Source organism: Kribbella sp. NPDC051586 (genome assembly GCF_044453965.1).
Lineage (GTDB): Bacteria > Actinomycetota > Actinomycetes > Propionibacteriales > Kribbellaceae > Kribbella.
This window is the reverse complement of sequence record NZ_JBITDF010000004.1, coordinates 1278711-1297985: the sequence shown is the minus strand read 5'-3', so window position 1 is coordinate 1297985 and position 19275 is coordinate 1278711. Positions and strand designations below refer to the sequence as shown.

The window sequence follows — 19275 nt, the reverse complement described above, 5'->3', positions numbered from 1 at the left end:
GCCGGTCTGCTGGCCGCGGTTGACGCCGTTGATCCGGTCGAGGTGCTCGTCGGTCGCCGCCCCGATGCCCTGGGAGGCTCCGGTGATCACTTTCTGGCTGTTCATTCGTCTCGCTTCCGTCGAGTTGTCAGTTCGATGGTGGTCGAACCAGGTGCGGTTCTCCACGACCGCGTTGCTCCCAGCTGGGAGGCTCGGCCTATTACGCTGTGGACCGTGGAGCTGCGGCAGTTGCGGTACTTCGTGGCGGTTGCCGAAGAGCTGAACTTCGGACGGGCCGCGACCCGGTTGCACATCGCCGGGCCGTCGTTGTCGCAGCAGATCAAGTCGCTCGAGCGCGATCTCGGCGTGCGGTTGTTCGAGCGCGACCGCCGTACCGTGACGCTGACCGCGCTCGGCGAGACGTTGCTGCCGCAGACGCGGGCGTTGCTGGAGCAGGCCGACGCGTTGCGCCGTACTGCGCGGGGCTTCGCGGCGAGCGAACCGGTCCGGTTGGGGTATGTCAGCTGGCGGCCGCCGGATCTGGCCGAGCGGGTGTCCGGGGTTGCGCAGCTGCTGGTCGACGCCTGGGTGATGCCGTCGCACACACAGGCCGCGCGGGTCGCGGACGGGAGCATCGACCTGGCGATCTGCTGGGTGCGCGCGACCGACTTGGCCGAGCAGGAGCTGTCCGGCCGGCTGATCGGCGTCGACCGGCTGTTCGCCGTGTCCGCGGGCGGCGACGAGTCCGCCGTACGCGCGGCGGACGCGGCGATCCTGGTCGACGCGGACACCGAGGCGTGGGCCTCGTGGAACATCTACGCAGTCGAGTTCGCGCGGGCGACCGGCGCGTCAGTCGTGCAGATAGGCGACGGTGGCATCACCGGTCCGGCCTTCTACGACCACGTACGTCGCCTACGCCGGCCCGTCATCAGCTCGCCCAAACGCGACGCGACCCCAGTGCCGAAGGACGTCGCCCGTCGCCCGGTCATCGACCCGATTCCGCTCTGGACCTGGGCCCTCGTCGTACGCGGCGACGAGGAGCGCCCCGCCGTACTCGCCGCCGCCGAGGCTCTGACCCGGGACGTGAATCTCGACTTCGACCCGGCAGCGTCGTGGCTACCGGCGGACGACCCGTTTCACCAGGCCTGAGACAGCGCAGTGGTGCTCGGCGTGAGGCGGTAGCCGGCGTTCGCCGAGAACTCTGCGGACAGTGCGAACCGGTCGCCGCGGACAAGTGTGTGCCGCCACTCGACCGGACGGTTCTGAGCGGTGCCCTCGCGAACGATCGAGAACACCGCGGCATCGGCCGGGCAGTGCAGGAGCGCGCGCTCGGACGGGTTCGGATTCACGGCGCGGATGTCTTCACGCCCGTGGTCGAGACTGATGCCGGTGCGGGTGGAGAGCTCGTTGTAGAGGCTGGTGTGGGTGAAGTCGGCGTCGAGCAGCGGCTCCGCGAGCGTGGCCGGGAGCCAGACGCGATCAAGGGCGAGCGGCTCGTCGCCGGCGTACCGCAGGCGCTCGAGGTAGAGCAGCGGAGTGGATCCGTCCAGGTTGAGGCGGGCGGCGATCACGCCGTCGGCGCGGACGTCGAGCGCGCGTACGGCGCTGCGCTGCGGCAGGCCTGATGCTTCGACGGACGAGAACAGGCTGTAGAGCGCGCCCATCGGCTGCCGGATCTCCGGAGCGGTCGCGACGCGTGGCTGGCGGCCGCGTTCGGCGACGATCAGCCCGTCGGTGCGCAGTTGGCCGAGCGCCTGGCGAACGGTGTGCCGACTGACCTCGTACTCGTCGACCAGCGCGAGCTCGCCGGGGAAGGCGTCGTCGAACTCCCCGGAGCGCAGCCGCCGGACGAGATCCTCCTGCAGTTGCTTCCACAGCGGACCTCCGCCGGCACGGTCCAGCCTGCCCACGCTCATCCGTTCCTTCCGGGTTGCGAAATGTCCGGTCATCTCCTACCGTAAATGTGCGTACATTTCCGCGGGAAGGACCGGGCTCAGTGGTGCACCTTGAGGTTAGGCCACGGCACACCTCTCCAACTGCTCCGAAGCCCCCGTCCCGGATGCCAGGCCTGGCAGCGGTCCTTGTGATCACCGCGGTGGCGGTCCCGCTCGGGCGATTGGTGCCTGTGGTGGGCGGGCCAGTGTTCGGGATCGTGCTGGGCGTGATCGCCGGTCTGTTCATCCGGCCGCTCCGCAGCGAGGCCTGCCGCCCCGGGTACGACTTCGCCTCGAAGACGCTGCTCCAGCTGTCGATCGTCGTACTGGGAACCGGTCTGTCTCTCCAGCAGGTCGCCCGCGTCGGCGTCTCGTCGTTGCCGGTGATGCTCGGCACCCTGGCGCTCGCCCTCGGCGGGGCGTGGTTCTTCGGCCGGCTGCTCGGCGTACGCGGGGATACGCAAACCCTCGTCGGCGTCGGTACGGCGATCTGCGGCGGATCGGCGATCGCCGCCGCGACTGCCGCGATCGGCGCCCGGCGCTCCTCGGTCGCCTACGCGATGGCGACGATCTTCACGTTCAACATCGTCGCGGTGCTGACCTTCCCGCCGCTCGGCCACCTGCTCGGCATGAGCTCGGAGTCGTTCGGGCTCTGGGCAGGTACCGCGGTCAACGACACGTCGTCCGTCGTCGCCGCCGGGTATGCGTACAGCCAGGCCGCCGGCGATCAGGCGATCGTGGTGAAGCTGACCCGTTCGCTGACCCTGATCCCGATCGTGCTGACGCTGGTCGCGCTGAAGATCCGGCGCGAGAACCGCGCGGCCCGTGCACTCGACGCGGCAGCGGGCCGTTCGTACGACGGCGCCACGGCGTCCATCCGCCGGCCGTTGCCCTGGCGGAAGCTCGTTCCGTTGTTCCTGATCGGCTTCATCGCCACCGCGGGCCTGCGCTCGGCCGGCGTCGTACCTGAGTCCTGGCTGCCGACCCTCACGATCATCGGCAGCACCCTCATCACCGCGGCCCTCACGGCCATCGGCCTGTCACTGCGTCCCCGCGAACTCCGCGACGCAGGACCCAGGCCGCTCCTGCTCGGAGCGATCCTCTGGGTCCTGGTCGCGGTCGGCAGCCTCGGGCTTCAGTCCTTCTCGTAGGCCGCCTGGCGGTCCTGGACCGCCTTGATGCGCGGTACGTCGAGCTTGTCGGAGCGGTCGAAGTTGTAGACGCCGTTCTCTTCCTGGAAGACGTCGGTCAGCTGCGTGTAGCAGTAGCCGAACATCAGCTCGTTGTCGAGCAGTGCGTCGACCAGACCGGCGAAGCGCGTGTAGAACTCCTCCTCGTCCGCGACCCGCTGACCGTAACCCCACGAGTCCGCGGAGTTCCCGCTCTTCCCGGCGGCGGCCTTCTCGGCGTTCCACCAGATGCCGCCGAACTCGCTGCAGAAGTACGGCTGACCGTCGTACGCGAGCGAGATCGGCTTGCCCTGCGGGCCGCCGGTGTTGCCGTACGGCTTGTCGTTCACCAGGTCCGCCATCTGCTCGGCGAACTTGGCCGGGTCCTGCTCGTAGTTGTGCGAGTCCCAGACATCCGTCTCCGGCACACGGTGCGAGTACCCGGACGCGTCCAGCACCGGACGGCTGGTGTCCGCCGCCTTCGTGGCCAGGAACATCGCGCGGGTGACGTCGTCGAGCTGGGTGATCCGGTCGTGCAGGAGCTGGTGCGTCTCGTTCAGCGGGCACCAGCCGACGATGCTCGGGTGGCTGTAGTCGCGCTCGACCGCCTCGAGCCACTGACCGACGTACGACGCCGTCGGCTGCTGGTTGTCGTTGCCGGTGTCACCGACCCCGGAGCCCCAGTCGCCGAACTCGCCCCAGACCAGGTAGCCGAGCCGGTCCGCGTGGTAGAGGAACCGCTCCTCGAACACCTTCTGGTGCAGCCGCGCGCCGTTGAACCCGGCCGCCAGGCTGAGCTCGATGTCCCGCACCAGCGCTTCCTCGGACGGCGCGGTCATCAGGCTCTCCGGCCAGTACCCCTGGTCCAGGACGAGCCGCTGGTACACGTGCTTGCCGTTGATCAGGATCGCCTTGCCGTTGATGCTCACCGACCGCAGGCCGGCGTACGAATCGGCGCCGTCGGCAACGTTGCCATCGGCATCGATCAGCTCGAGGCGTACGTCGTACAGGTGCGGGTCCGTGGTGTCCCAGAGACGGACGCGGTCGGCCGGGAGCTGCAGGGTCAGGCGCGGGGCCAGGTCGAGGTCGGCGCGGACCTCCTGCGTGACGACGTCGCCGTCGGCGTCCTTGAGGGTGGCGCGGATCTTGTAGCCGGGCTTGTTCGCGGACACCGGTACTTCGAGGTGGAAGCTGGAGCCGGCCACATCGGGGGTGATGCGCGGGCGCTTCAGGTGCACCGTCGGGACCGCTTCGAGCCAGACGGTCTGCCAGATGCCGGTGGTGCGGGTGTAGAGGCAGCTGTGGTTGAAGTACAGCTGGCTCTGCTTGCCGCGCGCCTGCGGACCGCGGTGGCTGTCGCGCGCGCGGACGACGATCGTTGCTTCGTCGCCGGGGTTGGCGACGTGGCGGAGGTTGGCGCTGAACGGCGTGAACCCGCCGCGGTGCCGGACGACCTCGACGCCGTTCACCCAGACGGTCGCGTCGTGGTCGACGGCCTGGAAGTGCAGCACGGCTTCCTTGCCGGCCCAGTCCGCGGGGATCGTGACGGTGGTGCGGTACCAGACCGCCTCCAGGAAGTCGACGTCCTCGACCCCCGACAACTCGGTCTCCGGCGCGAACGGCACGACGATCCGCTGCGTCAGCTCCCGCTCCCGAAGCCCACGCTCCAGCCCGGAGTCCGACCGGTCGATCTCGAACTGCCAGTCACCGTTCAGATTCACCCACTCCGGACGAACGAACTGCGGACGCGGGTACTCCGCACGAGGCTGCGACATGAACTCTCCCGGATGCTGATCTCGGTGGGGGCATCAGCACTTTACAACGTTGGAATAATTCGGGCAACGGACTCTTGTTTTCTGCGGTCGGCAGATGGCCGCCTCGATGACACGATCGCCTGTTAACTTCACTGTGAAAAAACCATCAAATAATGGTAGGAGAGCCAGATGAAGATGCTGTCAAGGAGAATCGGGGTGGCGGCCGTCGCGACGGTGACGGTCGTGGCAGGTATGTTCGCCGTCGCACCGGAGGCGTCGGCCGTGACGTACAAGTACGAGCTGCACAGCGACGACGGCGATCCCGGTGCGGTGATCCGGTTCGCGCCCGACGGCGACTACGTCGAGGTCTGCGACATCGAGGCAGACGGCTGGGGTGCGCAGGTCATCGTCGACCAGCCCGGGAGCGATATCGGCTACTCGATGAGGGCGAACGGCAACGGCGCCTGCTCGGTGACGAGTGCTGCGACGGCCGGTCATAACCTGGCCGAGGAGAACTACGCGGAGTTCTGCGTCTCGCTGGGGAAGAACGGCAAGTACGGCTATTACACGGACTGTGAGTACTGGTGCGCGGGCGGAAGCTGCTGATCGACCGGCTCCGGTCAGCCGCTGGGACAGGGCAGGCCGGAGCCGTCCAGCCCGTCGCTGGCCTTGGTGGGGGTGTCGGCCAGAACGAGCGCGCCACCGGCCGCTCCGAGGATGGCGGCAATGAGCAGGACGCCGGACAGCGCCTGAGTCAGCGGACGGGCTCGCGGTAGGGAGGCGAGGAGGCAGCCGACTGCTGCCAGGCACAAGATCAAGCCAGTGACGGTCACCACGCCGACATGAGGAAGCGGTGGCACGTGCTGACACCTCGTCGCGACGACGGTGTGCAACCACTCCTGGCGCTCATGCCACCGAACCCAGTACGCGACGACCGCCCCGGCCAACGCCAGCAGGCCGGCCAGCAGGGTGGTGGATCGTCGGGACACGGCCCACCACGCTAGAGGTCCGAGGGGTCCACATTCCTGAAGAGTGCGGCGTTGAGGAAGTCGGGGCCGAAGGTGCCGGCGCGGTCGGGCTGTACTGCGCGGAGCTCGACCGGGGTGAGGGTGCCGAAGATCGTGTGGAGGTCGTCGAGGGAGAACGTCATGCCGCCGTACGTGTCGCCGGTCATGACGACGTCGAGGTCGGTCGGGGTCTCCATCCGCTCCGCGGCGAACGTGACGATCGCGAACCGGCCGCCGGGTCGGACCAGGGGGAGGATCCGCTCGAGGTAGGTGATCCGGCGGTGCGGCGCGATGTGGTGGAAGCATCCCGAGTCGTACACCACGTCGAACGGCCCGGCCGGCAGCGGATCCCGCAGTACGTCGAGGGCTGTCAACGTGACCGGCGACGGCATATCTGGGCGGATCGTGTCGAGGAGCCCGGCCGCGAGATCGACGCCCTCGACCGTCGCGCCCCGCTCGGCGAACCAGCGGGTATTGCGGCCTCCGCCACACCCGACGTCGAGCACCCGGGCGCCGGCGAGATCGCCCAGCAGGCCGCGCTCGTTCCAATCCACCAAGGGCTCGTCCGGCAGCTGGCTCGTCAGCGGATGTCCAGGCGTCGTCAGCAGCCCGGTCCAGTACTCCGCGGCGGACGCATGCGATCGATCGCCCCGACCGCTCGCCCCCACCACCTGATCGAGAACATCGAGCAACTGATCGACGGTGTGGAGGCGCGCCATGCTCAGAGTGCCTTTCGGTAGCAGCGGGTCAGCGGCTCGTTGACGTACTTGCCCCACGGAGCCGTCCGGACATAGCCGCTCGACTCGTACAGCGCGATCGCCTCCGGCTGTCGCTCCGCGGTGGTCAGTCGTAGGACCGGATGTCCGGCCGACCGGGCCGCCTCCTCCAATCCGGCCAGCAACCTCCGCGCATACCCCCGACCGCGGGCGGCCGGCGTCACGTACACCCGCTTGATCTCCGCGTCCCCCGGGTGAGCGGTGTCCGGCCCGAACACCTGTACGGCGCCACAGCCGACAGGCTGCCGCTCGTCGTCGAGCGCCACGAAGTACCGCGCACCGTCCTTGACCTGCGTCCGTCCCTCGGCGCCGTTCCGCACGACGAGCTCGTCGAACGCGGCCTTCAACAGGACGGCCAGCTCGGCGTCGTCCGCCGACCGTTCCTCCACGTCTGCCATCCGCCAACAAAATCAGATGAGGACCGGTGGCGCGACCTAATACCCTGCCGTTGATGTCGTGTTTCTGAAGGCGTAGGTGCGACCCTGGCGGGCTCCGGACGGAGTCGGCCGGCTGCGTCGTGCGTGCGCCGCGCTTCGACTGTTCTGTCGATCGCGACCCTTCAGGAGCCTCGTCGTGCCCTGCTGCACCGACCGTCTTGTCCTGCACACCATCGACGGCGCCGCCGATCTCCTCATCGAGGAGCTCCGCGCGATGTCGTCCGTCCATTCGATCCGTCAACTGTCCGCAGAGACCGTCGAATGCGCGGTCGACGGCCCGTTGGACGAACTCGTTGCCTGTGCTCTCTACTTCACGATTACCGGCTCCGGCAAGGCGCCGTTGTCCTGGATGCGCCGCTTCGGCCCGCTGGAACGGTTGCCGTGGTCAACCAATCCGGTGGTCGCCGAGGTGCTCGTCCGGTTGGCGAAGATCCGCCCGGAGCATCGCGTCGTCGACCCGTTCTGCGGCACGGGGACCATTCTGCTCGCCGTGCGCCGTCGCGCGCCGGCGGCCCAGATCATCGGCACGGATCACGATCCGCGCGGGATCGAGATCGCGGCCAGGAACTGGGGGCAGGAGCTCGCCCAGGCCGAAGCTGAAGCTCTTCCTTTCAAGGGCGGCAGCGTGGACCGGGTCGTCACGAATCTCCCGTTCGGCAAGCAGGTGGGCAGCCATGCGCTCAACCGCGCGCTCTACCCCGCCGTCCTGTCCGAACTCGACCGAGTCCTGACCCCACCCGGCCGGGCCGTCCTCCTGACCGAGGACAAACGCCTTCTCCATGACGCGGTCCAGCGGCACAGACGCCTCAAGATCGTCCGCCAACGCCTCCTCAAGTACAACGGCGCCACTCCCACGGCCTATGTACTCACCCGTCCAAGGTGACCAGGCTGAACGCTGTCGTCGCCGACTCGACCCAGACCCTGCTGTGCACCTACCTCGCGGCGATCCTCCTGGTCGGGCTGCTGCTCACCCCTCGGCGGCGCTTGCAAGGCCGAGTAGCCGCGCGCCGTTCTCCCAGCAGACGGCCCGCAGCCAGTCGTCGCCCAGCTCGAGTGACTCCAGGCTGGAGAGCTGTACGGCGTACTCGTAGGGGATGTTCGGGAAGTCGGAGCCCAGCACGATCCGGTCCTGCAGGTCACCCATTCGCGACGCCAGTTCGCGAGGGAAGGGCATCATCGCCTCGACGAACGGGGTGAGCGCCATCGTCGTGTCGAGGTGGACGTTGGGGTACGACGTGAGCGCGAGATGCTCGGCGTACTCCGGCATGCCGAGGTGAGCGATCACCGCGGTCAACCGAGGGTGCCGCCTCAACACCTCACCCATCGGCCCCGGACCGGTATGCCGGCCCGGGATCGGACCGGAGCCGCAGTGCACGACCACCGGCGTACCGGCCTCGGCGAGCTGACCCCACACGTCGTCGAGCTCGCCGGACCGCGGGTCGAAATCGCCGACCTGCACGTGGACCTTGAAGATGCGGGTGCCCAGCTCCAACGCCTCGCGGACATAGCCGGCCGCCGAGGGCTCGGCGAAGAACGTCCCGCTCGGCACGCAACCCGGCGTACGGGCAGCGAAGTCCCGGGCCCAGGAGTTGAGCGACTCCGCCATCCCCGGCTTGTGCGGATAGACCAGCGCGGGGAACGCCCGCACGCCCAGCTCCGAAAGGGTCTTCAGCCGTTCCTCGACCGATGTCCGGTACGTGATCGGCCACTCGGTCCCGTAATGCTCACCAGCCTGGTCGAAGTACGCCCAGACCGCGTTCATCACCCGGTCCGGCAGGAAGTGCACATGCACATCCACCAGCCCGTCGAGTCCGAGTCGCCGCCACCACGCCGGTACCTCTGCGTCACGCACGCCCTCTAGCCTGCCTGATCGGCCAGCCACAGGTCGGTCAGGCCCTTGAAGTGGGCGTAGAACTTCTCCTGCTCGTGCTCCGGGTACGTCGCGACGACGGTCTCGCGGAGCAGCCGGGCGAAGTCCGGACCGCTGACCCAGTCGCGGACCCGCAGGTCGAAGTCGCCCAGATGAGCGGCGCACCATTCCTGGTACTTCGTGGTTTCGAAGTGCTCGTCCGCGAGCGCAAGGTATCCGTCGAGCTTGGCGTCGTAGTCCATGGACTCGTCGTCGGCGATCTCGAAGTACCGCTCGGTATGCAGGTCGACCTTGCTGCGACGCCCGGTGGCGAGCGAGAACACCGACCATTTGACCAGCGCGCTGATCGCCCACGGGAAGTAGTAGTGCAGCGACGTGACCGCGACGTCCGGGCAGGCGTTGGCATAGTCGATCGGGTACACCTCGTCGCCCGCGACCAGCATCTCGCAGGAGTTGAACTCCCAGCCGAAGAACGCGTTCACGATCCGGCTGATCGCCACGGTCTGGTGCCCGGCGGACGGGCTCAGGAAGCCGTGCGAGACGGCGTACCGGTTGTGCATCGGCTCGTCCGGGCGGAAGTCCATCACCATCGTCTCGGCGCCGATCGACAGCGCGCGGGCGAACTTGTCGTACTCGACCGTGGCCTGCAGGTGCATCAGCATCTCGTCGGACTCGTCGTACGCCCGGTGCAGGTCGTCGCGGTTGTTGATCCGCGAGACCCCGCGCCAGCCACCGCCGTCGAACGGCTTCATGTACAGCGGGTAGCCGAGGTCGTCGGCGATCGCGTCCAGGTCGAACGGCCGGTTGTACTTCGCCGACGTGTACGCCCAGCGCACGTTGTCGACCGGGTTCTTGTACGGCACCAGCACGGTCCGTGGGATCTTCAGCCCGAGCCGCAGCATCGCGCAGTACGCCGAGTGTTTCTCCATCGACTGGAACGTGAACGGGGAGTTCAGCAGGTACGTGCCGTTCATCAGCGCGGCCTTCTTCAGCCACTCGCGCGGGTGGTAGTACCAGTACGCGAGCCGGTCGATCACCAGCCCGACCCGGACCGGATCGTTCAGGTCGAACGGCTCGATGGTCAGCCGCCGGGACCCGAACTCGTGCTCCTGCCCGTCCAGGGCCACCGGCCCGACCCGCTGCAGCAACGCCTCGAACGCCTGCGGCCAGTCCTCCTCGGCCCCGAGCAACAACCCGATCAGATGACGCGAACGGTCAGACACAAGATCTCCTACTGGATCGAGGAAGGGAGGAAAGAAAGAGAGGAAGTCTCCTTCAGCAGAAGCGAGGAAGATGATGGGCGAGCTGCTGCTGCCACCAGGGCCAGTCGTGTGCTACGTCGTACCCCCACAGATCCAGCTCATGCGGGATGGCTTTCTCGGTCAGCATGGCGTCGGTCGCGCGGGCCGACGGCAGCGAGCCGGTCGGATTCGTCTCCCAGTCACCCTGACCCACGGTGAGCAGGATGAACAAGCGCTTCCGCAACCAGTCGAGATGCTCACCGGACAGGTTGGGCAGGTAGTCGGCCGGATTGTTGAAGTACGTCGCGTCGCCGCGCTCGCCCCAGGCGTGCCAACTGCTCGCGTCGTAGTTGCCCGACTGGCAGATCGCGATCGGGAACAGGTCGGCCCGTTTGAAGGCGAAGTTCAGCGCATGGAACGCGCCCAGGCTGCAGCCGGTGGTGACGATGTCCGCGACCCCGGGCGAGTCGGCCGCGATCGTCGGCACGACCTGGTTCACGATCCAGGACTCGTAGAGTTCGTGCCGCCGGGCCCGGTCCTCGAGCTGGATGCTCCGGTCCGACCAGCTGACGTGGTCGTAGGAGTCGACGCAGTACAGCTTCACCCGCCCGGCCTCGATGAGGTCGGCGACGGCGTCGACCATGCCGTTGTTCTCGTAGTCCCAGGCTCGGCCCTGCTCGCTCGGAAAGACCAGCACCGGGCGGCCGAAATGCCCGTAGCGGATCACTGTTCCGGGCCGGTCAAGCCCCGGCGCCTCCAACTCGGCCTGTTCCCGTTCCATCAGCCCCACCCCAGGTCTGCCGCAGAAGATCCGTCAGATCAGGATGGAGCACATCCCGCCAGGCTGTGAAGTTGTGCATGTCGGGTGTTTCGTCGAGCGTCACCTCGAACCCGAGCTCGGCGAGCCTCGCCGCCATCACCCGGTTGTTGTGCACGTTCTCCTCGGTCGTCCCGGCGGTCATCCCGACCGGCGGTGTGCTCGGGGCCGTGGTTGCCGTCAGCACCTGCTCGACGAACCCGGTCACCTCGGCGTAGAACTCGAACTTCGACTCCTGCGGATCGGTCTCCATCGTGAAGAACGACCCCGACTGCAGGAACAGGCCCGCGAACGTCCCCGGGTGGCTCCACTCCGCGTGCAGCGCGGCCAGCGCCCCGAGACTCGCCCCCATCATCACGGGCTGACGGCTCTGGTACTGCGCCTGCACGGCCGGCACCACGTCCTGCGTCAGGGACGAGGCGTACTGCGGATTCGCGGCGTACCAGAGGTTCCGCGACGTCGGCCGGACCAGCGCCAACCGGAACGGCGGGAGCGAACCGGAGGCGATCATCGCGCCGGCGTAGTGCGTCAGACCGGCGTACGCGGCGAACTCGGGGCCGTCGTGGGACAGCAGCAACGGCAGCTCGAACGTCGGCGCGATGCCCTCCGGCGCCCAGATCTGGACGTCGACCGGCCCGACCGGGGCGTCGACCACGAGCGGGACCTGGGTCGACGCGATCGGAGCGACCGTGATCCACGACGGCTCGACGTACCCCGGCAGCGGCAGCCACGAGTGGTCGCCGAACGCGCCGCCGACCACCCGCGGGTTGGTCGGATCGGTCCGCATCCCGAGGTCGGCGATGTCGAACAGGTACTCCATCCGGTGCACCGATGGGCGTGGCAGCCGCAGCTCCCAGCCGTAGGTGACCGGCTTGAACTCGAGCAGTTCCGCCGGCAGACCGAGCTCCTGCCACAACCGAACGCCCGTGAACGCATGCGCAGCGTCACCGAGGCGGAACACCACCTCGGCTCCCTCGACCGCGCTCACGACAGCAGGCATCCAACCAAGGTACCGGCGAAATCACTGACAGAAGTTGTCAGTGATGGCGGTCTATCGTGGCAAGGTGGTCGATCTCACCGACATCCGCGAAATCACTGCGGACCTCCCGCGCAGCTACGAGGTGCTGGTCCGCGACCGGATCAAGTTCCGCGTCGGCCAGATCGTCTACCTCGCCGTCGCGCCCGACGAGCAGACGATCGGCCTGGGTTTCCCGCGCGAGGAACGCGCCGCCGCACTGGCCGCGGAGCCGGACAAGTTCCTTCCGCCGCGCCCCTCCGAGGAGCGCTTCCAGTGGATCGGGCTCAACCTCGCGGCCGTCGAGTACGACGAACTCCGCGAACTGATCCTCGACGCCTGGTCGCTGTGCGTCCCGAAGAAGGTCCGCCGCGAGTACTTCGGTGACGCCTAGCGATCCGTCACGACGACCGGCGTGTCCTTGCTGCCGATCAAGGTGAGGAGCTCAGTCGCTTCGGCCTGGACGGCGTCCCGCGCGTCGGCGGTGATCGGTCCGTGGGTGATGACCTTCAGACTCGGGTCGGCGCCGCGGTGATGGCGCCAATCGGCCGCGTAGTCCCCGTCGATCAGGACGGTGCCCATCGCGGCGCCGTTGCCCGGCGGCAGCGGAACCGGCCGTCCCGCCGGGTTGACCCGCCGTCGATCCGCGTGCGAAAGCAGCAGATTGTCGTACTCCGGCAGGAACCGCACCGGCGCCGGCGTCTCGCCATCAGGCAACGGCCCGTCCGGTACGTCGAACAGCTCCCGCCCGTCCTCGTCGGCGTACACACGCAAGCCGGGCCGGAGCCGGTCCACGACCTCTCGCAGCTTCGTCAACCCCGACCATTGCTGTACGTCGGCCACGCTCGCCGGTCCGAATGCGGCCAGATAGCGCAGTACGAGCGCGTCGATCGACGGATCCGCCACCGGCGACCGGCCGAGCCAGCTCTCGATCGTCTGCAGCGCGGCCGGACCGGTCTCGCCCCAGACCCCGCGCGGTGTGACCTGGACGGTGCCGGTCAGATAGCTCACGGCGTACGCCATCGCCGTCGCGTCCCAGTCCGGCCAGCGTTCGCCGAGCACGTCCCGGAGCCGGCTGCGGCTGTACGGCTCCCGGCTCAGCAAGTCGGTGCCATAGGCAACGACAGCGTCGATGTCGGCCCCGGCGAGTTGCTTGCCGAACGCGCCTCGCAGTCCACGGTCCGCGACCGGATGCACGAGCCGCCACAACAGCACGCAGTCGTCCGCGGTGACCAGGTGGATCGTGGCCCGCATCAGCGAGGCACGAACCGCCTTGCGCTCGGTCATCAGCTCGGACAACCCGGCCGGGTCGAAGTCCTCGAGCCTCGACCACAGCGCGACGTACGCCGCCAGCGGCGCCTGCGCCTGGAGTCCGACCAGGCGCTCGACCAACTCGGCGACCGAACCGGGCTCCCGGCGCAACAACTGCTGCCGCTGCAGGAGCGCCCGATTGAGCTCGCGACGGCTGAGGACGGGGTTGTTCATCGGGCCAGCGTACGGAAGAAGGCGCGCATGTCCTCGACCAGCAACTCGCCGCACTCCATCGCCGGGAAGTGCCCGCCCTCGGCGAAGTCCGACCAGTGCGCGATCCGGTGCTCCGGGTCGGTGATCCGGCGGACGACCGGGCTGCTGTTGAAGACGGCCCAGCCGGCCGGCACCGACGACTGCGCGCCCCAGCCGAGGTTGGAGTGCGCCGCCTCGTACAGGAAGCGCGCCGCGCTCGCGCCCGCGCCGCGGAACCAGTAGATGCTCACCAGGGTCAGCAATTGGTCCCGGTCCACCGACTCCTCGGGAGACTTCGACGGATCGGTCCACAGCTGGAACTTCTCCGCGATCCAGGCCAGCTGCGCGACCGGTGAGTCGGTCAGCGCCGGCGCGATCGTCTCCGGCGTGTGGCTCTGCAGATCCAGGTAGCCGCGTCCCGCCTTCCAGGACGTCTTGGCCTGCTCGATGACGGTCAGGTCGTCGGCGTCGAGGTCGTCCGGCAGCGGCAAGAACTCGCCCGCCATCCCGAGGGTCCCTCGATCGCTGTTCACGTGCGTGCCGATCACCCGGTCGGGCACGGTCGCGCCGAGGTGGCCGGTGACACCCGCGCCGATGTCGCCACCCTGCGCCGCGAAACGCTCGTACCCGAGTCTGGTCATCAGTTCGGCGAACGCGGCGGTGGTCCGCCCCAGCTCCCAGCCGCCACTGGACAACGGGGTCGAGAACCCGAACCCGGGCAACGAAGGCACCACCACGTGGAAGGCGTCCGAGGCCTGCCCGCCGTGTGCGACCGGGTCGGACAACGGTCCGAGCAGACGGAGGAACTCGACCGCCGATCCGGGATAGCCGTGGGTGATCAGAAGCGGCATCGCGTCCGGCTCGGGCGAGCGGACATGGAAGAAGTGGATCGTCTGGCCGTCGATCTCGGTCGTGTACTGCGGAAAGCTGTTGAGCTCCTGCTCCGCCTTCCGCCAGTCGTACGAAGTACGCCAGTACTCGGCGAGGTCACGCAGGTGGCCGGCGGGGATCCCGCGGCTCCAGTCGTCGGTGTCTCCCGGCACGGGATGCGGCCGGCGGGTGCGCTCGAGCCGGAGCTTCAGGTCGGCCAGATCAGCGTCGTCGACCTCGATCAGAAACGGACGGATCTCTTGTGCGTCGGTCATGATTCGACCCTAGAAGCCACTGCGGAAGACTTTCTTCCGCAGTAAGCGGCATCCTGGACGAATGTTGAACACCTCCGCCCGGCTGCTCCGGCTGCTGTCGTTGCTCCAGGCCCGCGCGCTGTGGTCCGGCCCGGAGCTGGCCGGCCGGCTCGGAGTGACCACGCGGACCATCCGGACCGATGTCGATCGCCTGCGGCAACTCGGCTATCCGGTGGAGGCCGCGCCCGGTCTCACCGGCGGCTACCGGTTGGGGGCGGGTGCCGCGTTGCCACCTCTGCTGCTGGACGACGACGAAGCCGTGGCGGTCGCGATCGGACTGCGCACCGCCGCCAACGGAGGCGTGGAGGGCATCGGCGAGACCTCGATCCGGGCGCTGGCCAAACTCGAGCAGGTCCTGCCGCCACGCCTGCGCCATCGGGTCAGCGCGATGCAGTCGGCGACGCTCGCCGTACCGGGCGCCGGGCCGAAGGTCGATGCCGACGTGATGATCGCGATCGCCGCGGCGATCCGCTCCGAACACCGCCTGCGCTTCGACTACGCGAACCACGACGGGCGGTCGAGCAGCCGCGAGGTCGAGCCGCACCGGCTGGTCAGCATGGGCCGCCGCTGGTACCTGATCGCCTGGGATCCGGATCGCGACGACTGGCGGACCTTCCGGGCCGACCGGATCACGCCGAAGATCCCCGGCGGCCCGCGCTTCACTCCCCGGGAGCTGCCGGAGACCGAGGTCGCCGCCTACTTGCAGCGCGGCGTCGGCACGGCGACCTGGCGGTACTTCGCCCGCGTCCTGCTGCACACCTCCGCGGCCGACGTCCGCGCCAAGCTCCCGCTGCCGGTCGAGATCGAAGAGCTCGGCCCGGACCGCTGCCAGATCCGGCTCGGATCGGACACCCCGCAGATGCTCACCCTCTATCTCGGGCTGCTCGACGTCGACTTCGAGGTCATCGACGCGCCGGAACTCTCGGCCGCCCTGACCGCACTGGCCGATCGTCTGCACCGCGCGGCCCGTTCGGATGCCCCTGGCAACGATCAGTCATCCTGAGGTAGTAGGCCGGAACCATCCTGACGGCCGATGGGCGGCGAGGTTCCGCGAGCGACTCTTGAAGCATGACTGGGGATTTCCTACCCCGGCGCCAGAAGGCGTCGGTGCTGAGCCAAGCCTTGACTGTTCTGATTCTGCTCGCCGTGGGGGCGGTCGCGCTCTGGCTGTATCTCTAGGACATCTCTAGGAATCCCACCGCACGTCGGCCTCACCCGGCCGGACCACGCCGGCCTCGTAAGCGACGACGACCGCCTGGACCCGGCTCGACAGGCCGAGCTTGGACAGGACCGAGCTCACGTGGGTCTTGATCGTGGTCTCGCTGACGAAGAGCTTGGTCGCGAGGTCGCGGTTGGACAGGCCACGAGCCATCCAGACCAGGATCTCGCGTTCCCGTTCGCTGAGCTGGGCGAGCAGTCCGACCCAGCGGGCGTCCGGTTGCGCGGGCACGGCGTTCGGCGTACCGCCGTCGACCTGGCGCTCCAGCTCCATGCAGCGCTCCAGCAGCACCCGCGTCGAGGCCGGGTCGACGAGCGAGTCGCCGCGGTACACCGCGCGGACAGCTGACACCAGCAGGTCCGGATCGGTGTCCTTCAGCAGGAACCCGGACGCCCCGGCCCGGACCGCGGCCAGCACGTACGCCTCGTCGTCGAACGTGGTCAGCACCAGTACGGCGGGCCGCGCGCGCCCGGCCTCCCGGTTGGCGGTGGTGATCCGCTCGGTGGCGACCAGGCCGTCCATCACCGGCATCCGGATGTCCATCAGCACGACGTCCGGGTCGTACTGCTCGATCAGCCGGAGCGCCTCCTCGCCGTTCTCGGCCTGGGCGACCGTGGTCAGGTCCGGCTCGTGGTCGAGGATCATCGCCAGGCCCATCCGGATCACGCCCTGGTCGTCGGCGACCAGGATCCGGATCGACTCGCTCAGTTCTGCGGCGGCAGCCATGCCTGTACTCTCCATCCACCCAGGGGGCCGGCCGCGACGGCGAGGGTTCCGCCGACCGCTGTGGCCCGTTCCCGCATCCCGATCAGCCCGTTGCCGCGACCGCTCTCGCTGCGCCGGGCGGTCTCCAGCACGTTCACCGGCGGCGGCCCGCCGTTCCCGTTGTCGTCGATGGTGAGCAGCTCACCCTGCGGCCCACTCTGCCAGGTCACCCGCGCGGCGGTCGCCTTCGCGTGCACCATCACGTTGGTCAGCGCCTCCTGGATGATCCGCACCGCGGTCAGGTCGGCCGCCGAGGTGAGCTGGCGCTGCCGCGGCGGCAGGTCCATCGTCACGTCGATCCCGACCGCCTTCAGCCGCTCGCCCATCCGCGCGACGTCGGCCAGGTCGGGCACCGGCGCGGTCCCGCCGCCCGAGCCGGTGTCGCCGGCGATCTGGGGCGAGGCCGTGTTCAGCACCCGGACCGTCTCCCGCATCGCGGTCAACGCTTCCTTGCCGCTGGCAATGATCCAGCGGATCGCCTCCCGCAGTACCTCGGGGCGCTGGTCGGCCACCCGGTCGGCCGCCTGGGCCCGGATCACGACCGCGCTGACGTGGTGCGAGATCACGTCGTGCAGGTCGCGGGCGATCCGGGTCCGCTCCGCCACGGCCGCCCGCTCGGCCTCGACCGCGCGCAGGCGGACCAGTTCGGCGTTCCGCTGCTCCAGCAGAGCCACGCTCTTGCGCCGACGCCGGGCGTCCGCGCCGAGCAGCACCATCCCGCAGATCAGTGCCTCCGCGAACACGAACAGTGAGACGTCGATGTAGCTGTACAGACTCGCCACGTCGCGGGGGAGGCTCCGGTACCGGTCGCCGAGCAGGATGTCCCGGTTCACGTGGCTCAGCACGATCGCGACCACAGTCGGCAGCCCGATCATCAGCGCGGCCAGGCTTCCCATCGTGAAGAACAGACAGGTGAACCGCCGTACGCCGGCCGACGCCGCGAGGTACCCGACGACGAGCAGCGGGACCAGATGGATCTCCGACTGCAGCGCGGCGTCGCTGATCTGGGGCTGGCCGAACATCGTCAGCCCGACCTGGGCGGCCAGGCCGGTGCCGGCGGCGGCGTACAGGAACGGGTAGAGCACCGAGACGACGAGGAGCATGGTGCGGGGGATCCGCCGTACGAAGGCGACCGTCGCGACCAGGAAGACGCCGGTCACCACGGACACGGCGGGGTTGTGCGGGCGCAGACCGGTGCCGTTGATCAGGTTCAGCGCGGCGAACCAGACCAGGCCGATGACCGCAGCGAGCAGCAGATCCTGCTGCCCCTGCGACAATCGACGCCAGACTCCCATCACGTCGCCCAGCGTAGTCAGTTCGTGTTTGCCGAAGCTTCATCTGCCCGGAGGGGCAGTCTCTCCAACTTTTGGAGGAGGCTCGGCGTCCGAACTGATACTCAGGGGCTAGAAGTGGGACGTGAGGACGGTCCCTGGGACCGATGTGCCACCGTGCCCGATCCGAGAGGCTGTACCCCATGAGGAACGACCTGCCGCCACGCCGACCCGGCGCGGTGCGGACGCGGTTGCTGTCCGTGATCGGTGTGGTCGGGGTCGGCGCGGTCGCCGGATCGCTGCTGCTGTGGCACGCGCAGGTCGGGGACTTCCTCGGCCTCGCCGCGGACAAGGAGCCGGTGGTGTCGACCGTGAGCGCTCCGGCCGTCGGTGCGCCGCCGGCGAGCACGCCGTCCACCACCACCCCGACGCCGACCCGCCGCCCCTCCACGCCTGCCAAGACCCCGACCAGGACCACGTCGACGACTCCCACGAAGAAGCCGGCGAAGGAGTCCACGCCGGTGGTGGCGGAGGAGAGCATCAACGGGCTCTCGCCGAAGCTGAAGGCGCGCCTGAAGAAGGCGATGGCGGCCGCGAAGGCCGACGGCATCAGGATCAGCATCACCTCCGCCCGGCGCAGCGCGACCAAGCAGCAGCGCCTGCTGAACGCGGCGATCAAGAAGTACGGCTCGTACAAGGTGGCCACGCGCTGGGTGCTGCCGCCGAAGTACTCCGCCCACGTGCAGGGCAAGGCCGTCGACATCGGTCCGGCCGCCGCCATGACGTGGCTGAACAAGAACGGCTGGCGGTACGGCGTGTGCCGCCGGTACGACAACGAACCGTGGCACTTCGAGGCGCTGACCGCGCCCGGTACCAAGTGTCCGCCGCGCGAACCGCACGCGGTCGCCAAGGCTGACTGAAACCCAAGGGGGAACTCACCATGACCATGACCTACGCGCAGCCCCTGACCCGGCGCTACACCCGCGCCCGCCTGGCCGTGCCCGCACTGTGGCGGCAGGTGATCCGCTCCAGCGAGAAGGGAGACGTGACGGTCGTGCCGGAGCCGGACCGGTCCGCGTACACGCAACTCGAGATCTACGACGGCGTGCTGGCCGCCTTCGAACGCCGCGACGAGGTGGCCGAGGTACTGCGAGCGTCCGCGGACCGCGACACCGCTGTACGACGGCTCCGCGCGCAGTTCGGGCTCAGCCACCTGCAGGCGACCGCGCTCCTGGATCTGCCGCTGACCGGCGAGGTCCGGGACCGGATCGCGCACCGCGCCGAGGAACTGCGCAGCGCACTCGACCGCTGACCTCCGTCCCCCCACGGCTCGC

The 19275-nt window shown here is 68.9% G+C and carries 21 protein-coding genes; 8 read left to right on the top strand and 13 right to left on the bottom strand.

The window, feature by feature from the left end; translation table 11 throughout:
• Positions 1-213: 213 nt before the first annotated feature.
• Complete coding sequence (locus ACIA58_RS33105; protein WP_396407741.1) at positions 214-1128, top strand: LysR family transcriptional regulator; 915 nt, start codon at positions 214-216, stop codon at positions 1126-1128.
• Here the strand turns inward: ACIA58_RS33105 and ACIA58_RS33100 are convergent.
• On the bottom strand, positions 1116-1895 hold the full coding sequence (locus ACIA58_RS33100) for a GntR family transcriptional regulator (RefSeq protein ID WP_396407740.1): 780 nt from the start codon (positions 1893-1895) through the stop codon (positions 1116-1118). The two genes, ACIA58_RS33105 and ACIA58_RS33100, sit on opposite strands and share 13 nt — an antisense overlap.
• 143 nt (positions 1896-2038) lie before the next feature.
• On the opposite strand from ACIA58_RS33100, the gene ACIA58_RS33095 reads away from it, so the two are divergent.
• On the top strand, positions 2039-3064 hold the full coding sequence (locus ACIA58_RS33095; protein ID WP_396407739.1) for a YeiH family protein: 1026 nt from the start codon (positions 2039-2041) through the stop codon (positions 3062-3064).
• Here ACIA58_RS33095 and ACIA58_RS33090 read toward each other — a convergent pair.
• Complete coding sequence (locus tag ACIA58_RS33090) at positions 3049-4857, bottom strand: glycoside hydrolase family 2 protein (protein WP_396407738.1); 1809 nt, start codon at positions 4855-4857, stop codon at positions 3049-3051. The genes ACIA58_RS33095 and ACIA58_RS33090 overlap by 16 nt on opposite strands.
• Before the next feature lie 168 nt (positions 4858-5025).
• On the opposite strand from ACIA58_RS33090, the gene ACIA58_RS33085 reads away from it, so the two are divergent.
• Complete coding sequence (locus ACIA58_RS33085; protein ID WP_396407737.1) at positions 5026-5442, top strand: hypothetical protein; 417 nt, start codon at positions 5026-5028, stop codon at positions 5440-5442.
• Positions 5443-5456: 14 nt separating this feature from the next.
• Here ACIA58_RS33085 and ACIA58_RS33080 read toward each other — a convergent pair whose 3' ends face one another.
• Genes ACIA58_RS33080 through ACIA58_RS33070 form a run of 3 tightly spaced genes read right to left on the bottom strand, consistent with a single transcriptional unit; the run spans position 5457 to position 7017 of the window.
• Complete coding sequence (locus ACIA58_RS33080) at positions 5457-5825, bottom strand: hypothetical protein (RefSeq protein WP_396407736.1); 369 nt, start codon at positions 5823-5825, stop codon at positions 5457-5459.
• 11 nt (positions 5826-5836) lie between these two features.
• Positions 5837-6562, bottom strand: coding sequence for a class I SAM-dependent methyltransferase (locus ACIA58_RS33075; protein ID WP_396407735.1), 726 nt, complete (start codon positions 6560-6562; stop codon positions 5837-5839).
• Between the two features lie 2 nt (positions 6563-6564).
• On the bottom strand, positions 6565-7017 hold the full coding sequence (locus tag ACIA58_RS33070) for a GNAT family N-acetyltransferase (protein ID WP_396407734.1): 453 nt from the start codon (positions 7015-7017) through the stop codon (positions 6565-6567).
• A gap of 175 nt (positions 7018-7192) precedes the next feature.
• Here ACIA58_RS33070 and ACIA58_RS33065 point away from each other — a divergent pair, with 175 nt between their 5' ends.
• Entirely contained in the window at positions 7193-7939 is a 747-nt protein-coding gene (locus ACIA58_RS33065; protein ID WP_396407733.1) for a TRM11 family SAM-dependent methyltransferase, read from the top strand.
• Between the two features lie 84 nt (positions 7940-8023).
• On the opposite strand, the gene ACIA58_RS33060 is transcribed toward ACIA58_RS33065, so the two are convergent.
• Genes ACIA58_RS33060 through ACIA58_RS33045 form a run of 4 tightly spaced genes read right to left on the bottom strand, consistent with a single transcriptional unit; the run spans position 8024 to position 11984 of the window.
• Entirely contained in the window at positions 8024-8908 is an 885-nt protein-coding gene (locus ACIA58_RS33060; RefSeq protein WP_396407732.1) for an amidohydrolase family protein, read from the bottom strand.
• A 5-nt stretch (positions 8909-8913) separates the two neighbouring features.
• Entirely contained in the window at positions 8914-10149 is a 1236-nt protein-coding gene (locus tag ACIA58_RS33055) for a RimK family alpha-L-glutamate ligase (protein WP_396407731.1), read from the bottom strand.
• Between the two features lie 52 nt (positions 10150-10201).
• On the bottom strand, positions 10202-10948 hold the full coding sequence (locus ACIA58_RS33050) for an esterase family protein (RefSeq protein WP_396407730.1): 747 nt from the start codon (positions 10946-10948) through the stop codon (positions 10202-10204).
• Positions 10908-11984, bottom strand: coding sequence for an alpha/beta hydrolase (locus ACIA58_RS33045; RefSeq protein WP_396407729.1), 1077 nt, complete (start codon positions 11982-11984; stop codon positions 10908-10910). Before ACIA58_RS33045 ends, ACIA58_RS33050 begins: the two co-directional genes overlap by 41 nt.
• 43 nt (positions 11985-12027) lie before the next feature.
• Here ACIA58_RS33045 and ACIA58_RS33040 point away from each other — a divergent pair, with 43 nt between their 5' ends.
• On the top strand, positions 12028-12393 hold the full coding sequence (locus ACIA58_RS33040; protein ID WP_396407728.1) for an MmcQ/YjbR family DNA-binding protein: 366 nt from the start codon (positions 12028-12030) through the stop codon (positions 12391-12393).
• Here ACIA58_RS33040 and ACIA58_RS33035 read toward each other — a convergent pair.
• Positions 12390-13484, bottom strand: a complete 1095-nt coding sequence (locus ACIA58_RS33035; RefSeq protein ID WP_396407727.1) for a winged helix DNA-binding domain-containing protein — start codon at positions 13482-13484, stop codon at positions 12390-12392. The two genes, ACIA58_RS33040 and ACIA58_RS33035, sit on opposite strands and share 4 nt — an antisense overlap.
• Positions 13481-14647 carry an epoxide hydrolase family protein gene (locus tag ACIA58_RS33030; protein WP_396407726.1) on the bottom strand — a complete coding sequence of 389 codons (1167 nt, stop codon included), beginning with the start codon at positions 14645-14647 and terminating at the stop codon, positions 13481-13483. Before ACIA58_RS33030 ends, ACIA58_RS33035 begins: the two co-directional genes overlap by 4 nt.
• 61 nt (positions 14648-14708) lie before the next feature.
• Between ACIA58_RS33030 and ACIA58_RS33025 the strand changes: the two genes are divergently transcribed.
• Positions 14709-15689: a helix-turn-helix transcriptional regulator gene (locus ACIA58_RS33025; RefSeq protein WP_396407725.1), complete on the top strand. Its 981-nt coding sequence runs from the start codon at positions 14709-14711 to the stop codon at positions 15687-15689.
• A 183-nt stretch (positions 15690-15872) separates the two neighbouring features.
• On the opposite strand, the gene ACIA58_RS33020 is transcribed toward ACIA58_RS33025, so the two are convergent.
• Together ACIA58_RS33020 and ACIA58_RS33015 are read right to left on the bottom strand one after the other, a co-directional pair.
• Entirely contained in the window at positions 15873-16613 is a 741-nt protein-coding gene (locus ACIA58_RS33020; protein WP_396407846.1) for a response regulator, read from the bottom strand.
• Positions 16610-17965 (bottom strand): sensor histidine kinase, encoded by a 1356-nt coding sequence (locus tag ACIA58_RS33015; RefSeq protein WP_396407845.1) that lies wholly within the window; start codon positions 17963-17965, stop codon positions 16610-16612. The genes ACIA58_RS33020 and ACIA58_RS33015 overlap by 4 nt, the downstream gene beginning before the upstream one ends.
• A 179-nt stretch (positions 17966-18144) precedes the next feature.
• On the opposite strand from ACIA58_RS33015, the gene ACIA58_RS33010 reads away from it, so the two are divergent.
• Positions 18145-18861 carry a M15 family metallopeptidase gene (locus ACIA58_RS33010; protein ID WP_396407724.1) on the top strand — a complete coding sequence of 239 codons (717 nt, stop codon included), beginning with the start codon at positions 18145-18147 and terminating at the stop codon, positions 18859-18861.
• A 20-nt stretch (positions 18862-18881) separates the two neighbouring features.
• Positions 18882-19253 (top strand): hypothetical protein, encoded by a 372-nt coding sequence (locus tag ACIA58_RS33005; RefSeq protein WP_396407723.1) that lies wholly within the window; start codon positions 18882-18884, stop codon positions 19251-19253.
• Positions 19254-19275: the final 22 nt, after the last annotated feature.

Bases quoted from the DNA above. Each gene is read 5' to 3' on its own strand.
- ACIA58_RS33100 (WP_396407740.1), bottom strand. From the start codon at position 1,895: ATGAGCGTGGGCAGGCTGGACCGTGCCGGCGGAGGTCCGCTGTGGAAG.
- ACIA58_RS33095 (WP_396407739.1), top strand. From the start codon at position 2,039: ATGCCAGGCCTGGCAGCGGTCCTTGTGATCACCGCGGTGGCGGTCCCG.
- ACIA58_RS33090 (WP_396407738.1), bottom strand. From the start codon at position 4,857: ATGTCGCAGCCTCGTGCGGAGTACCCGCGTCCGCAGTTCGTTCGTCCG.
- ACIA58_RS33085 (WP_396407737.1), top strand. From the start codon at position 5,026: ATGAAGATGCTGTCAAGGAGAATCGGGGTGGCGGCCGTCGCGACGGTG.
- ACIA58_RS33075 (WP_396407735.1), bottom strand. From the start codon at position 6,562: ATGGCGCGCCTCCACACCGTCGATCAGTTGCTCGATGTTCTCGATCAG.
- ACIA58_RS33070 (WP_396407734.1), bottom strand. From the start codon at position 7,017: ATGGCAGACGTGGAGGAACGGTCGGCGGACGACGCCGAGCTGGCCGTC.
- ACIA58_RS33050 (WP_396407730.1), bottom strand. From the start codon at position 10,948: ATGGAACGGGAACAGGCCGAGTTGGAGGCGCCGGGGCTTGACCGGCCC.
- ACIA58_RS33045 (WP_396407729.1), bottom strand. From the start codon at position 11,984: ATGCCTGCTGTCGTGAGCGCGGTCGAGGGAGCCGAGGTGGTGTTCCGC.
- ACIA58_RS33040 (WP_396407728.1), top strand. From the start codon at position 12,028: ATGGCGGTCTATCGTGGCAAGGTGGTCGATCTCACCGACATCCGCGAA.
- ACIA58_RS33035 (WP_396407727.1), bottom strand. From the start codon at position 13,484: ATGAACAACCCCGTCCTCAGCCGTCGCGAGCTCAATCGGGCGCTCCTG.
- ACIA58_RS33030 (WP_396407726.1), bottom strand. From the start codon at position 14,647: ATGACCGACGCACAAGAGATCCGTCCGTTTCTGATCGAGGTCGACGAC.
- ACIA58_RS33025 (WP_396407725.1), top strand. From the start codon at position 14,709: ATGTTGAACACCTCCGCCCGGCTGCTCCGGCTGCTGTCGTTGCTCCAG.
- ACIA58_RS33015 (WP_396407845.1), bottom strand. From the start codon at position 17,965: ATGGGAGTCTGGCGTCGATTGTCGCAGGGGCAGCAGGATCTGCTGCTC.
- ACIA58_RS33010 (WP_396407724.1), top strand. From the start codon at position 18,145: ATGAGGAACGACCTGCCGCCACGCCGACCCGGCGCGGTGCGGACGCGG.
- ACIA58_RS33005 (WP_396407723.1), top strand. From the start codon at position 18,882: ATGACCATGACCTACGCGCAGCCCCTGACCCGGCGCTACACCCGCGCC.